The following is a 13,141-nucleotide window of genomic DNA, read 5'->3' on the forward strand; positions in this document are numbered from 1 at the left end:
TCGGACCCGTCCGGCACACCCTGGCCGACGAGGAACAAGGCACTCTCGCGGCAGCGATGGACACCGACGCCGGACCCCGTCGAGCGCTGTTCATCCACGAGACCATCTTCCAGCCCGGCGACGTCGACCTTGACGCCCCCGGCGCGCTCGCCGAGGTACACCGGCGACTGGCCCTCGACGAGCCCCGCAACACCCAGATCGCCGAAGATGTCGCCGTAGCCCTGACCCGCGGTCGCAACTGTCTCGTCCCGACCCGACGGGTCGCCCAGGTCGGGGCACTCACCGCTCTGCTTGCCGCACGCGGACATCAGGCGCTCGTGCTCCAAGGCGCGATGAGCACCAGCGAACGGCGGACCATCGTTCACCGGCTCGACGGCGCCAAGACCGGCGACGGCCTGCTCGTCATCGGCACCACACCGTTCATCGGCGAAGGCTTCGACGCCCCAGCCCTCGACACACTCTTCCTCGCCGGCCCGATCTCCTACGACGGCCTACTCGTCCAGTGCGCCGGCCGCGTCATCCGCGCCGCACCCGGCAAGGACGTCGCCGAGGTCCACGACTACCACGACCCGGCCACCCCCATCCTCGCCGCCTCACTCCCACGCCGCATGCCCGGGTATCGAGCACTCGGCTTCACCAGAACATGAGTGCATCCGATCGTGATCACATGGCTGGTCCCGCCGGTAACCCGGAAATAACCGAAAGCCAAGCGCGCTTGGCCTAGCGTAGTAGGCTGACGAGCATGAGCCGGTTCTCCGAGGATGAGCTGCATGGGGTTGTCTCCCGGTACGAGGCGACGCGGGCGGCCGCGTTGACCGAGCGGGACGAGCAACTGCGGGCGTTCCATGCGGCCGGCTGGCGACCGGTGGATCTGCAGCGGGTCACCGGGTACAGCCGGGAGACGATCCGTCAGGCGCTACGACCGGAAGTCCGACGGGCGACAAACATCAGCCGACGCAGGACATCACCCCAGCCGCCGGCGGACTACCGGCCCTACGGTGACCGGAGGCCCTACGTAGTGGCCGAAACCCTTACCACGCTGCACGGCCCGACCGAGGGCTCGGTGACGCTTCCGCGTCATCTCGACTGGTCCGGGCAGGCCGAGTACGACCTCGACCGGACCGCACGCCTGGCCAGCATGTACAAGGTGGTGCTCACCGAAGCCAGTACGGTCGAGGATCTGAACACCTGGCTCGAAGCCGACCTCCTCCAGCAGCTCTGGCCCACCCTCTGGCTGCCACCCCAACTCCGCCAACGCTGGGAAGAGACCTTCCCCGAACTCGCCGCGACCCGCAGCAACGCGGCGTAGCGGTGGACCCCTTCCACGAACGCCTCGCCCGTACCGGGCTCGGGGCGGCCGACCGATACGGCTTCGCTCTGGCCGGCGGCTACGCGGTCCAGGCCGCCGGACTCCTCGAGCGGCCCAGCGAGGACGTCGACCTGTTCACCGCCTGGGACCGCCGGCGGGAGTTCACCGCCGCGGTCACCGCCGTCGTGCACGCCTACCGAGAGGACGGCCTGACCGTCGAGACCGAGCGGCAGTACGACACCTTCGCCCGGCTGGCCGTTACCGACGGCGTGCGGGTCTCCAAGGTCGAACTCGGCGTGGACTGGCGTGCCAACGAACCGATCCTCATGGCGATCGGACCGGTACTACACCCCGACGACGCGGTAGCGAACAAGATGAGCGCCCTCTACGGACGAGCGTTCGCCCGGGACTTCATCGACATCGACGCCACACTCCGATCCGGCCGCTACACCCGCGAAAACCTCCTCGCCCTCGTGCAGCGCGCCGACCGTGGTTTCGACCGGCGCGTCTTCGCCGACGCCCTCGGACAAGCCGCCCTGCTCGATCCTGAGGACTTCGCCCAGTACGGCGTCACCGGCCCAGCGCTGGACGATCTCCGAAGCCGATTCGCGGAGTGGCGCCGCGATCTGCTCGACGACGAGGAGGGATGACTCGGCTCCCGACTCGCGGCAATGTCAAGCTGCACCCGGAGGACCCACAGCGTTCCAGCTGATCTTCGGCAAGCGATCGCAGCGAGCCCGCGAAGCGACCGGCACGCAAGGGGTGACAGTAGGAAAGCCGCAGGCCGTCGGCTCGTGGACACCGACGGAGCGTCGTCTTAGGAAACCGATGCTCTATCCCCTGAGCTACGGGGGCGCGAGTGGTCAGTGTAACGACCTGCGGGTTGATCCGCGTTGGCAGGGAGTGACCCGCGTTCACCTGCGTTGACCCGGCGAACCGCCCGACCGACGACCACACGGCGACCACACCGGGCCGGTCGGCAACCATGATCATTAACTCCGGCCGACCTGCAGTGGCACGGATTGACCCGGGGTGACCTCCGCTGGAGACCACACGGCGACCATCAACAAGATCAATATCGGGTTGTCCTTCGGCCCGCAACGCCCGCTCATGCTTGATGACTGCGCGTCCGAGTAGACACATCTCGACGGGCTGCCCGATAGCTCTGCGGCTGTGGCCAACGATGTGCCGGCGATTCAGCTACGCATCGATGCCGTGGGTGGCCCGATCCACGAGGTTGAAGACCGTGTACGGATCACGTCCGCCGAACAACAGCGAGATCACGATTGCTGCCATGGCCTCGAGGTGGTGCGCGTGTCGGAGGTCGCCGATCAGCAGTGGTTCGCCGCCAAGGTCGGTGATGAGCTGCCGGGTCATGTCCAGTGCGGCAAAATGTTCACCACAGTAGGGAACCACGAGACGGCGATTGTCGAATACCGGCGGCTCCATCTGCCACACATGCGCCTCGCAGAGGTTGAACGCCTTGACGACGTGACCGCCGGTGGCCGACTCGATCTGCTGTGCCATCGACCGGCCGGGTTCGGTGACCAGTGTGAAGTGTTCGATCTCGACTGGGTTGTTGCAGTCGACGATCGGTTTGCCGCGCAACCCGTCACCGATCTCGGCCAAGGTTGCCGTCATGCCTTGGTAGAGGACCGCGATCAGCGCGATGTCGCCGAACTCGGCCACCTCCTCGAAGCTGCCGGCGCGGGCGCCCCACTTACGGGCCAACGCGTCGGCCTTGACTGCCGTCCGGCCCGCGATCATCAACTCGTGGCCGGCCGCCGCCCATCGGGTGCCGAGCGCATCGGCCATCACTCCGGCACCAAGAACACCTATCTTCATGACAGCGACGTTAGGCAGCCGTGGGGCACCATCCGGTTCCCCGCCTGATCAGCTGCCGTCGTCGACGGCAAGGTCGTCGGCATGGTCCTCGGCCCACCGAGCGAGGACCGACACCGGCCCGAGCAGGCTCTGCCCGAGGTGGGTCAACCGGTACTCCACGCCCGCGGGCGCGGTAGCCAGGACTCGTCGCTCCACGAGGTTGTTGCTCTCCAACTTGCGCAGTGTCTGAGTGAGCATCTTCTTGCTGATCCCGCCGATTCGATCGCGAAGATCGCTATAGCGTTGCGGACCACGTCCCAGCCCGAACACCACGACCACCGACCAGGTGTCAGACACCAGTTCAAGCGTCGTACGGGCAGGGCAGTCAGCGAGAAACACGTCGTAGTCACTCACGCAACGCCCACCTTCGCTTCTCGTCATGCCCTCCGGCGGTCAGCCCGGGGCCTGCTCGAGCATGGCAGAACCGCTTGGCGCAGTCGGCCGTCGCATCCTTCACATCCCCACGCTCGCCGCCAAGGCGGGGCGGCGGTGTCCGTAGCCGCAATGAGCGCACCTTGGTCGATGTCCGTCGGCGGCGCCGGCGGCGCCGACGACCACATGCTGTCTATGGCCCTGCACCTACGCGACCAGGAACTGAGCCTGCGCGACATCGCCGCCCGGCTCGTCATCACCAAGGGCAAGAAGAAGGGCCAGCACCCGTCCCCCGCGACCGTCCTGCGACTGCTCCGCGAGCACGACGAGGCGACCATCACGGTCTCGACACCCGCCCGAGCAGGCCGGGCAGCGGAGACTCCTACAAGATCAACTCACGGGCCGACCGGCCCCTAAATGCGGTGCCCGTGGGGGAGCCCGGCGGTAGCGTGCCACGGCATGAACCTGACACGGCTGCGTTGGTCCGACATCCCGGACTCCCTCCGGAACCGCGCCGAGCAGGCCGTGGCCACCCCGCTGCACGAGATCGCGAGCGCATCCGGCGGGTTCACCCCCGGTGTGGCGTCGACCGTGGCCGGCGAGTCGGGCGCCCGGTTCTTCGTGAAGGCGATCGCCCGGCACACGTCCGAGGTGGCCGGGGCCTATCTGCGTGAGGCCCGGATCGCCGAGGCGCTGCCGCCGCAGACGCCGAGCCCCCGCCTGCTCTGGTGGCACGACGACGGGACCTGGATCGTCATGCTGTTCGAGCACGTCGACGGCCGCACCCCGGCCATCGCCGACCTCGACCCGGTAATGACGGCGGTGGCCGCGTTGGGAGAGACGCCTGGACCACCGGGCCTGCCCCGGCTCGTCGACGAGTTCGCCGAGGACTTCACCGGCTGGCGCGACATCGCCGGCGCCGCCTCGTGGACAGCGGTCACCGCCGCCTACCCGGAGCTCGCCGGCGCCTCGATCGACGTGCTCGCCGCCCGGGAGAAACGCTGGACGGACGCCGCCGACGGAACCGCCCTGGTCCACGGTGACCTGCGGCTGGACAACATGATCCTAGCGGCCGGCGGGGTCCGGATCGTCGACTGGCCCAACGCGTGCACCGGCGCCGGCTGGTTCGACCTGGTCCTGATGACCCCGAGCCTCGCGATGCACGGCGTCGACGTCGAACAGCTACTCAACGAGCACCCGCTGACCCGCGAGGCCGATGGGGAGGACCTGGACACGATCCTGGTCGCCGGTGCCGGCTACTTCGTCAGCCGTTCCCTGCTGCCACCACCGCCGGCGGCACCGGCCGTCCGGGCCTTCCAGCGGGCCCAGGCGAAAGCTCTGCTGGCCTGGCTGGGGACCCGCCGCCCCGACATCCTCACCGATCGGACGTGACCGTGCCCCTGAAGCTGTACGCACTGTGTTTCGACGCGAAGGAGCCCACCCACCTCACCGCGTACTGACCCCCGATACGTCCGGCCCCGCTCGACCGGAATCACAGGGCCCCAGCCGATCGACAGAGGGCTGTCCTCGTCGCGAACCCATAGGCAGCACATCCGACGCTCACACAGCGTGACTCGATCGCAGAAATGGCCTCGAACACAGACCACTTGAATACCGGTCCCTGCCGGTGTGCACCCCCTCGTGACACGCAACCGCAGATCACGGCACACGGGGCGATGTCAGCCAAGGAACGGTCGGTACTGCGGCTCGGCGAAAACAAAGTCGAATTGTTCGCCCTTCACGCGCACTGTCGCCGGCTGGGCCACGGCGCGCCACTCGCATGCCCACACTCGTGCCAGCAGGATCACCGGCGGACGTGTCCCGTCGGCGAGTACGACACTCGGGGCGGCGCTGCCGGGCAGTTCACCGTAGATAGGCCACCACGTCGCGACCCCGCCCCATTCGCCGCCTCGCGCCTGCGGCTGGGCAAGCCCGCTCCAGCACACCCAGTCTCCTGGGTCGGCACGCGTGTGCCGTTCAGTTCGTCGTGATGCTGGGCGTCGTTCAGGTCTCGCCAGAAGCCATCGCCGCGCCACTGCAGCAGCCAGCCGATTCCAGGCAGCCTCAGCGTCGTGATGTCTCTGGCAGCGGAATCGTCTGCCACGGCGTCCCCTCGCCCAGGCCTCAGCCAAGATCAGCCGGACGCCGACCCCGCAGCTCACCTGACCAGGCTAATCGTTGTTTTGCGCTGGAAACTACGGGCAGGCCCTGTCCGCGTACGCCTCGAACTGCAGAGCCGCGTACGCCATGAAGTACACAGCAGCCATTGACGTCGGCGCGTCCGCGAGGGCAGGCCGCGAGCATTCGTCGACTACGCTAAGTCACCGCAAGCGGGGACGGCGGTGCCCGGATCTGTCGAATCGAGGGCATGTCTGCGGGACACCCATCGACCACGTCATGCGCTGCTGCCCGGTGTCATTCCACGGGGGCTCGCGGCGTTGAGAACACGCTCCCACTCGCCTATCAGTGTGACCTCAAGCCCAGAGTCCATCTGACCAGACTCGACCATGCCTACAAGTTCGCCGGCGTACTCAGCCTGGAATGAGGCACCATACTCATCCGAGATACGACAGACTTCGCCGAGCAGCTCCTTTACCTCCTCAAGATGCGCCCTGTCCACCTGAGGATCGATCTGCTCTCCCCAAGGGGGCAGAGCTGTATAAAGCATTAGCCCGAACCCCACCCAGTCAGAGCCGTGCTCATCTAACTGGTCAAGGAAGACCGGCGGACCGAGGACCCAGGTCCGCCGGCCAGCAAGCCTTTCGATCGACGCTTGCATCGTGCTGACGATTGATGCGGATACCTCGTCTTCGAGCGCGACCACGAGTCGATCGATGGGATGGTTTTCTCGCATGAAGCACCTCCAGCTATGCCAGCTGATGTAGTCGATCCGAAGCGGCAGTGCCGGAGGTCGTTGAGGGCGGGGGCGATGGCCTTGGACGCGGTGCCGTCGTCGGATCCAGTTGCACCGATATCATGACAGACGTGGGCTGTCTCCGATTCGAAGCGTCACGCGCTGACCGCGTGCACTGATCTGAGCCGCGATCCGGGTGTCATCTCACGTCCACCGATTACTCATCGTGAGTGGCGGAGTTAGTACTTCAGCCGCAGTACTAAGCGCACGCCGAACGGGCCTGCCAGCCTGATAGTCGACGGAAAGTTAGCACCGCCTCCCGGCTATGGGCAGCGCAGCGACGAGCGGGTCAACTCCCGCAACGGATACCGGATGCGGGAGTGGGACACCCGCGCCGGGACGATCGACCTGGCGGTGCCGAAGTTGCGCACTGGTTCGTACTTTCCGGACTGGCTGCTGACGCACCGCCGTCGGGCCGAGCAGGCGATGGCCGGGCTGCGTCGCACGCACCGCCTCACCGGCGCCGACGACGCCCGCCAGGTGCACGAGGCCGCCCTCCGCGACGAGGTCCACGATGCGCTGCTCGGCGTCGTCGAGCTGGATGCCACCGGGCACAGCCGGGAGACGATCCGTCAGGCGCTACGACCGGAAGTCCGACGGGCGACAAACATCAGCCGACGCAGGACATCACCCCAGCCGCCGGCGGACTACCGGCCCTACGCTGACCGGAGGCCCTACGTAGTGGCCGAAACCCTTACCGCGCTGCACGGCCCGACCGAGGGCACGGTGACGCTTCCGCGTCATCTCGACTGGTCCGGGCAGGCCGAGTACGACCTCGACCGGACCGCGCGCCTGGCCAGCATGTACAAGGTGGTGCTCACCGAAGCCAGTACGGTCGAGGATCTGAACACCTGGCTCGACGCCGACCTCCTCCAGCAGCTCTGGCCCACCCTCTGGCTGCCACCCCAACTCCGCCAACGCTGGGAAGAGACCTTCCCCGAACTCGCCGCGACCCGCAGCAACGCGGCGTAGCGGTGGACCCCTTCCACGAACGCCTCGCCCGTACCGGGCTCGGCGGCCGACCGATACACCCTCGCCCGGCTGGCTGTCACCGACGGCGTGCGGGTCTCCAAGGTCGAACTCGGCGTGGACTGGCGTGCCAACGAACCGATCCTCATGGCGATCGGACCGGTACTGCACCCGGACGACGCGGTCGCGAACAAGATGAGCGCCCTCTACGGACGAGCGTTCGCCCGGGACTTCATCGACCTCGACGCCGCGCTGCGATCCGGCCGCTACACCCGCGAAAACCTCCTCGCCCTCGTGCAGCGCGTCAGCTAGCGCTCCAGCTGATCTTCGGCAAGCGATCGCAGCAAGGCCGCAAAGCGACCGGCACACACAGGCAGAAAGCAGAAAGCCATCGCCCTGCGAACATCGGCGGAGCGTCGGGTTAGTCCCTGTCGCCTCTGGCGATGCGGCCCGTTCCGGGCTGAAAATCGTGTTGGTCGCTCGCTGACGTCGTATCTCCTTGGTCCGTACGAGGTCGTGGGTTAGTCGGACGCTGGTAGCCGCGTTATGGGCCCTTCACTGTTGCTGCGAGCACGCGAGTTAGATTCACCCGTTCTGTGGCTGCCGCGAGCGACCGCCCTGATGTTCGCGCTGGTGGGGAGGGGTTCGGTTGCTGGAACAGGCCCAGGATGAAGAGCAGATCATCACGCGTGTGGCGGGGTTGGACATCGGTAAGGCGTCGTTGGTGTGTTGCGCGCGGGTGCCGGACGAGGCGAAGCCCGGACGGCGGCTGCAGGAGGTGCGGACCTATCCGACGATGACCCGTTCGCTGACCGGGTTGGCTGAACGGCTGGCCGCGCTGGGGGTGACCCGGGTGGTGATGGAGGCGACCAGTGACTACTGGAAGCCGGTGTTCTACCTGTTGGAAGCGCACGGGTTCGAGGTGTGGCTGGTCAACGCCCGTGACGTGAAGCATCTACCGGGGCGGCCGAAGACCGACAAGCTGGACGCGGTGTGGTTGTGCAAGGTCGCCGAGCGGCAGATGATCCGGCCGAGTTTCGTGCCACCCGCGCCGATCCGGATGCTGCGGGACCTGACCCGCTACCGCGTCGATCTGATCGCCGAGGCCGGCGCGGAACGCCAGCGGGCGGAGAAGCTGCTCGAAGACGCGCAGATCAAACTGTCGGTCGTGGTCAGCGACCTGTTCGGCACCTCCGGGCGGGCGATGATGGCCGCGCTGATCGCCGGGCAGCGTGACCCACACACCCTGGCCGAGCTGGCCCGTTCCAGCCTGCGCCGCAAGATCCCCGACCTGCGGGAGGCGCTGACCGGGCACTTCACGGATCATCACGCGTTCCTGCTGGGCAAGATGATCACCCGTGTCGAGCAGATCGAGGCCGACATCCGCGAGGTCGACGCCCGGATCGAGGCGCACCTGGCCCCTTTCGCCCCCGCGGCGGCCCGACTACGTGAGATCCCCGGGATCGGCTCGGCCGCCGCTGCCACGATCATCGCCGAGATCGGCGTGGACATGACCCGCTTCCCCACCCCGGCCCACCTGGCCGGCTGGGCCAAGTTCGCCCCCGGCGTCAAGGAATCAGCCGGCCGCCGCAAAGGCAACGGATCAACCGGGCACGGCAACCGCTACCTCGCCCGCGTCCTCGGACAGATCGCGGTCTCCGCCGCCCGCACCAACACGTTCCTCGGCGAACGCTACCGACGCATCGCCCGACGACGCGGCGCCAAACGCGCGATCGTCGCAGTCGGCCGCTCGATCCTGACGATCATCTGGCACCTGCTGTCCGACCCCACAGCCGGGTTCCGTGACCTCGGCGCCGATTTCTACCTCAGCCGCACCGACACCGAGCGCCGCAAACGCAACCACATCCACCAACTCGAAGCCCTCGGCTACCGCGTCACCCTCGACCTCGCCGCCTAACCACCGCCACACCACGACCCATCCCACGCCGCTTCGCGACGCGGGATGCTGCCGCGTGTCTACGCACGGTTCGATTTTCGAGTTAGGAAACCGATGCTCTATCCCCTGAGCTACGGGGGCGCGAGTGGTCAGTGTAACGACCTGCGGGCCGACCCGCGTTGGCAGGGAGTGACCCGCGTTCACCTGCGTTGACCCGGCGGACCGCCCCTACCGACGACCACACGGGCGTGCCGGGGGCAGAGCCGCACCTTTCAGAGGCGGAAGATCCGAACTATCAACCCGGTGTCGTGCATCGTGTGTGGTGCGAAGGCGTGGTACGCCCAGGCGTGCACCCAGGCATTGCCGGTCCGTACGGTGAGCCAGGTCTTGAACGCGCCGGGCAGCGTGTAGATGAGGAGCACGAACAGGATCGTCAGCGTGGCCTCGCGCGGCGACCCGAACCTGCCCCAGCCCTCGAACACGTGCAGTGCCGCGTACGTCAGGCCGCCGAGGGCGAGGGTCGCGGTGGTGGAGCCGGTCAGACGGGCGTATCGGGGGACGAGGATGCCCTGCACGAAGATGACTGTGGGCAGCACCGTGCCAGCGAAGTACAGCAGGAATGTCAGTGGCACTCCGACTGCGAGCTGGCCCGGGGCCAGGCCGGCGAACGCGTGGCCGAGCACCACCCATTGCGCGAGCGATTCGAGGACCAGCACGGCAAGGATGAGGATGACATCGCCGCGCCGATCCGCCGAGCGCAGACACATCTGGTGGGCGGTGTAACGCCGCCGGAACCACAGGAGTGGCAACAGTGCGTAGACCACGACGTTGTACGTGGCCCAGCCGAGCGCCTCGGCGGGCCCGACCGGATCGGTGGTGCCGACGAGCGTGCCGGCCAGGTGGAAGCCGATCGGGTGCCAGCCGAGCCCTCGGGCGATGAGCAGTCCACCGAGTTGCGCGAGGACGCCGTACGCCAGGACGAGTCCTGTTTCCCAGCGAGCGGTCGGGAGCGTCGGTGCGCGCTCGGCGATCATCGGCGCGGGTCGACCACGGGTGAGCGCGTATGCGACGGCGGCGAGCAGTACCAACTCGACGAGGGTGCCCTGAGCGGCGATCACCTGGCCGAGCCCGGATGGCGGGTCGTGCTGCGCTGGCCAGTCGAAGGGGGCGTCGCCGGGCGCGAGGAGCAGTACCGCGCCGTTGAGTGCGATCCAACCGACCACCGCTGCCGTGAGCCAGGGATGTTCTCGACGTGACACAGATGCCCCCGTTTATCTAGCACAGTTGTGTTAGCACAAGAAGGTAGCACGAGTGTGTTATAAAAAGTGGTGCCGAAGCTGGTGGATGCGCAGGCCCGACGGACCGAGCTCGCCGAAGCGGTCTGGCGGATCGTGATGCGCGACGGCCTTGAGCAGGCATCCGTGCGAAACGTGGCACGCGAGGCCGGCCTGTCGATGGGTTCGTTGCGCCACTTCTTCACCACCCAGTCCGAACTCCTCGGATTCGCCCTACGGCTGGTGGGAGAACGGATCGAGGAGCGGATCCGAGCCGTGGACACCACGGGCGACCAGCGTGCGGTGGTCCGGTCGATGATCGACGAAATGCTGCCGCTGGACCGGCCACGGCGCGGCGAGTGCGAGGTGTGGCTCGCGTTCACGGCACGCGCCGTCGTCGAACCGACAATGGCCGACCTGCGCAGGGACATCGACAAAAGTCTCACCGAGGCCTTCACCACGATGATCCGACGACTGGCCGACGCCGGTGCGCTCCGGCCGGGGCTCGATCAGTTGGACGAGGCAGAGCGTCTCTATGCCCTCGTCGACGGCGTGATCCTGCATGCCCTCCTGCGCCCCGGCCGGACCTCGAACGCAACCGCCAAGGCCACCATCGCTGCACACCTCGACCAGATCGCGCCAGCCACCGCGGATAAACGCTAGTCAGCCGTACGCCGGCATCACCCGCCGTAGAGGTGAACGCGGTGGTCGACGTCATGGTCGGGCCTGCGGGCGATGAACTCGTCGCGTCGCACCTCGTCGTTGGCCACGAGAATCAGCCAATCCTCGTAGTACCAGCTCGGATTGCACGCGCAGGTGGTGACGGTGAACCGAAAGTTTGCCCGGTACCGGCCGACCTGCCCCGGCAGTAGCGTGAAGAGACGGCCTGGCCCACTCTGGCGGGGGTAGGCGGCCCGGCCGGGTAGCCGGTCGACGACCAACCTCGCGGTTTCCGTAGACAGCCACAGGTCGAGGTCGCGAGCACGCCCCACGCCGCCAACGGTAACCCCGTCCTGGCGCGTGTATCCGTTTGCCTCATCGGCGAGTACGTCGTGGACAACCACGTCACCGCCCGGCAGTGACGGAGGAAGCAGCACCGGACGACACAGCCCGCGTCGCGCATTCGCCTGCGGCGCGCCGCGGGCTGCCGCGCTCCACCGCACACGTATCCGCTGGACGGTGATCACGACTCACTCTGGCCCGCCGGGGCGGCGACGCACCAGTCGTTTTCGGCATCTGGCGATACGCAGCCGGGCCGGGGGTACCGCCGGCGGATTCGCCCGAGGCGGGTGGCAGTGCAGAGTAAGAGCGAGGCGGTCACCGACCCTCGGCTACGACACGTTCTGAAGACCAGTGAGCACCGATGAGGGAGAAACCGTGAACGACGAGGTCACCCAGTACATCAACAAGACGCAGCCGTGGCAGGTCGAGGTCTGCGAGAAGCTGCGCGCGATGATCGACAAGACGGTTCCAGGCGTGGAGGAACGACTCCAGTACGGCAAGCCGCACTACCTCAAGAACGGCCACTACGCGGCCGTCATCGCGGTGGCCAAGGCCAAGGTCTCGTTCATGGTGTTCAACGCGACGGACGTCCCCGAGGTCAAGGGATTCCTCCGGGCGATGGGCAACGGCGAGCGCAAGACCGTCGACATCACCGAAGGGCAGGACGTCGACTTCGGCGCACTCGCCGACATCCTGGGAAAGACAAGCGCTGGCCTGTAATAACCAGCGTGCCGCGATCGAGTTGTGGTGCCGGCCGGCGTCCGTCCTGCGGCGCGGGCCGGCACCGTGCCCGTCGAGTGCGTTGCCCGGCGCGAGACCAACCTCGACAAGCCGTGGGGATCCTGGTCAGTCGAACAACCGGCCGACGAGGGCGCCCTGGCCGGATTGCAGGACGTACGCGGCCCGTTACGAAATCCAGAAGCACTCGAACCGGGTGGGTGCCTGCTCGCCTTGCGCACGACGGTGAACCCCGTCAGTCCGGTCTCTTCGCGGGCCTCGCGCAGCGCGGCGTCCGCCGGATCCTCACCTGATGCGCTCACCCGCGCCGTAGCCACTTTTTTGTGGGTACTTGTCGGCGCGTCGGGTGCCGGGTGAATCTGGTTGTGGCGGGTCGCGGGGCCGGGATTACGGGGAGGCGGGTGATGGTGCGGGCGACCTGACCGCCTCGGTGAGCTTCGCCAGGCGACGGTGGCCCCAGTCGTCAATGGGAGCCAACGCTTCGGAGAGGTCCCGGCCGAACGCGGTCAGGGAGTAGACGGTCTTGAGCGGCAGGCCCTCGTGCACCTCCCGGTGCACCAGTCCGTCGGCCTCCATCTCACGGAGCGCCTGGGTCAGTACCTTCTCGGTGAGGCCCGGCAGTTGCCGGCGCAGCTCGCCGGGGCGGCGGGGACCGGATTCCAGCAGCCAGAGCAGAGCCGTCTTCCATTTGCCGTCGATCACAGCGATCGCGGCTGTCACTCCGCAAACATTCAGGTCTTGTGTACGACTGCGCGCCATCTTCGTCCTATTCGCTCTTTTTC

14 protein-coding genes and 3 pseudogenes are annotated in these 13,141 nt (G+C 67.4%); 10 read left to right on the top strand and 7 right to left on the bottom strand.

Translation table 11 applies throughout. From position 1 onward, the window contains the following. Nucleotides 1-56: 56 nt before the first annotated feature. The 3 genes from ACLQ29_RS32705 to ACLQ29_RS32715 all read left to right on the top strand — a co-directional run bounded on the left by ACLQ29_RS32705 (nucleotide 57) and on the right by ACLQ29_RS32715 (nucleotide 1,959). A complete protein-coding gene (locus tag ACLQ29_RS32705) occupies nucleotides 57-647 on the top strand; it encodes a DEAD/DEAH box helicase (protein ID WP_425775232.1) in 591 nt (196 codons plus the stop codon). Nucleotides 648-742: 95 nt separating this feature from the next. Further along, nucleotides 743-1,309, top strand: a complete 567-nt coding sequence (locus ACLQ29_RS32710; protein WP_425775233.1) for a hypothetical protein — start codon at nucleotides 743-745, stop codon at nucleotides 1,307-1,309. A 2-nt stretch (nucleotides 1,310-1,311) separates the two neighbouring features. After that, complete coding sequence (locus ACLQ29_RS32715; protein WP_425775234.1) at nucleotides 1,312-1,959, top strand: nucleotidyl transferase AbiEii/AbiGii toxin family protein; 648 nt, start codon at nucleotides 1,312-1,314, stop codon at nucleotides 1,957-1,959. Between the two features lie 550 nt (nucleotides 1,960-2,509). Here ACLQ29_RS32715 and ACLQ29_RS32720 read toward each other — a convergent pair. Then, entirely contained in the window at nucleotides 2,510-3,154 is a 645-nt protein-coding gene (locus ACLQ29_RS32720) for an NADPH-dependent F420 reductase (protein WP_425775235.1), read from the bottom strand. A 48-nt stretch (nucleotides 3,155-3,202) separates the two neighbouring features. Next, nucleotides 3,203-3,547 carry a winged helix-turn-helix transcriptional regulator gene (locus ACLQ29_RS32725; RefSeq protein ID WP_425775236.1) on the bottom strand — a complete coding sequence of 115 codons (345 nt, stop codon included), beginning with the start codon at nucleotides 3,545-3,547 and terminating at the stop codon, nucleotides 3,203-3,205. 150 nt (nucleotides 3,548-3,697) lie between these two features. Here ACLQ29_RS32725 and ACLQ29_RS32730 point away from each other — a divergent pair, with 150 nt between their 5' ends. Both ACLQ29_RS32730 and ACLQ29_RS32735 read left to right on the top strand, forming a co-directional pair. Then, nucleotides 3,698-3,982, top strand: a complete 285-nt coding sequence (locus ACLQ29_RS32730; RefSeq protein ID WP_425775237.1) for a hypothetical protein — start codon at nucleotides 3,698-3,700, stop codon at nucleotides 3,980-3,982. Between the two features lie 42 nt (nucleotides 3,983-4,024). Then, nucleotides 4,025-4,957, top strand: coding sequence for a phosphotransferase family protein (locus ACLQ29_RS32735; protein WP_425775238.1), 933 nt, complete (start codon nucleotides 4,025-4,027; stop codon nucleotides 4,955-4,957). Nucleotides 4,958-5,960: 1,003 nt separating this feature from the next. Here ACLQ29_RS32735 and ACLQ29_RS32740 read toward each other — a convergent pair. After that, on the bottom strand, nucleotides 5,961-6,419 hold the full coding sequence (locus ACLQ29_RS32740) for a hypothetical protein (RefSeq protein WP_425775239.1): 459 nt from the start codon (nucleotides 6,417-6,419) through the stop codon (nucleotides 5,961-5,963). Nucleotides 6,420-6,743: 324 nt separating this feature from the next. Here ACLQ29_RS32740 and ACLQ29_RS32745 point away from each other — a divergent pair. The 3 genes and pseudogenes from ACLQ29_RS32745 to ACLQ29_RS32755 form a co-directional block, all read left to right on the top strand. Beyond that, nucleotides 6,744-6,956 (top strand): annotated as a pseudogene (locus tag ACLQ29_RS32745) (transposase); the annotation flags it as partial. 552 nt (nucleotides 6,957-7,508) lie between these two features. After that, nucleotides 7,509-7,751 (top strand): annotated as a pseudogene (locus tag ACLQ29_RS32750) (nucleotidyl transferase AbiEii/AbiGii toxin family protein); the annotation flags it as partial. 388 nt (nucleotides 7,752-8,139) lie between these two features. Continuing rightward, complete coding sequence (locus tag ACLQ29_RS32755) at nucleotides 8,140-9,366, top strand: IS110 family transposase (RefSeq protein WP_425775240.1); 1,227 nt, start codon at nucleotides 8,140-8,142, stop codon at nucleotides 9,364-9,366. Between the two features lie 251 nt (nucleotides 9,367-9,617). Here the strand turns inward: ACLQ29_RS32755 and ACLQ29_RS32760 are convergent, their stop codons facing one another. After that, entirely contained in the window at nucleotides 9,618-10,604 is a 987-nt protein-coding gene (locus ACLQ29_RS32760; protein ID WP_425775241.1) for a hypothetical protein, read from the bottom strand. 69 nt (nucleotides 10,605-10,673) lie between these two features. Between ACLQ29_RS32760 and ACLQ29_RS32765 the strand changes: the two genes are divergently transcribed. Then, on the top strand, nucleotides 10,674-11,282 hold the full coding sequence (locus tag ACLQ29_RS32765) for a TetR/AcrR family transcriptional regulator (RefSeq protein WP_425775242.1): 609 nt from the start codon (nucleotides 10,674-10,676) through the stop codon (nucleotides 11,280-11,282). A gap of 17 nt (nucleotides 11,283-11,299) precedes the next feature. Here the strand turns inward: ACLQ29_RS32765 and ACLQ29_RS32770 are convergent, their stop codons facing one another. Next, nucleotides 11,300-11,806 (bottom strand): hypothetical protein, encoded by a 507-nt coding sequence (locus ACLQ29_RS32770; protein WP_425775243.1) that lies wholly within the window; start codon nucleotides 11,804-11,806, stop codon nucleotides 11,300-11,302. Nucleotides 11,807-11,996: 190 nt separating this feature from the next. On the opposite strand from ACLQ29_RS32770, the gene ACLQ29_RS32775 reads away from it, so the two are divergent. After that, nucleotides 11,997-12,341 carry a DUF1801 domain-containing protein gene (locus ACLQ29_RS32775; protein WP_425775244.1) on the top strand — a complete coding sequence of 115 codons (345 nt, stop codon included), beginning with the start codon at nucleotides 11,997-11,999 and terminating at the stop codon, nucleotides 12,339-12,341. Nucleotides 12,342-12,604: 263 nt separating this feature from the next. Here ACLQ29_RS32775 and ACLQ29_RS32780 read toward each other — a convergent pair. Together ACLQ29_RS32780 and ACLQ29_RS32785 are read right to left on the bottom strand one after the other, a co-directional pair. Beyond that, nucleotides 12,605-12,676: pseudogene (locus tag ACLQ29_RS32780) on the bottom strand (hypothetical protein); the annotation flags it as partial. Nucleotides 12,677-12,746: 70 nt separating this feature from the next. After that, a complete protein-coding gene (locus ACLQ29_RS32785; RefSeq protein WP_425775245.1) occupies nucleotides 12,747-13,079 on the bottom strand; it encodes a winged helix-turn-helix transcriptional regulator in 333 nt (110 codons plus the stop codon). Nucleotides 13,080-13,141 lie beyond the last annotated feature (62 nt).

It is taken from the genome of Micromonospora sp. DT228 (genome assembly GCF_049841595.1).
In the GTDB taxonomy this organism is placed as follows: Bacteria; Actinomycetota; Actinomycetes; order Mycobacteriales; family Micromonosporaceae; genus Micromonospora.

What these genes read in the sequence shown, in the direction of transcription:
- ACLQ29_RS32705 (WP_425775232.1), top strand. Translation starts at nt 57, where the DNA reads ATGGACACCGACGCCGGACCCCGTCGAGCGCTGTTCATCCACGAGACC.
- ACLQ29_RS32710 (WP_425775233.1), top strand. Translation starts at nt 743, where the DNA reads ATGAGCCGGTTCTCCGAGGATGAGCTGCATGGGGTTGTCTCCCGGTAC.
- ACLQ29_RS32720 (WP_425775235.1), bottom strand. Translation starts at nt 3,154, where the DNA reads ATGAAGATAGGTGTTCTTGGTGCCGGAGTGATGGCCGATGCGCTCGGC.
- ACLQ29_RS32730 (WP_425775237.1), top strand. Translation starts at nt 3,698, where the DNA reads ATGAGCGCACCTTGGTCGATGTCCGTCGGCGGCGCCGGCGGCGCCGAC.
- ACLQ29_RS32735 (WP_425775238.1), top strand. Translation starts at nt 4,025, where the DNA reads ATGAACCTGACACGGCTGCGTTGGTCCGACATCCCGGACTCCCTCCGG.
- ACLQ29_RS32740 (WP_425775239.1), bottom strand. Translation starts at nt 6,419, where the DNA reads ATGCGAGAAAACCATCCCATCGATCGACTCGTGGTCGCGCTCGAAGAC.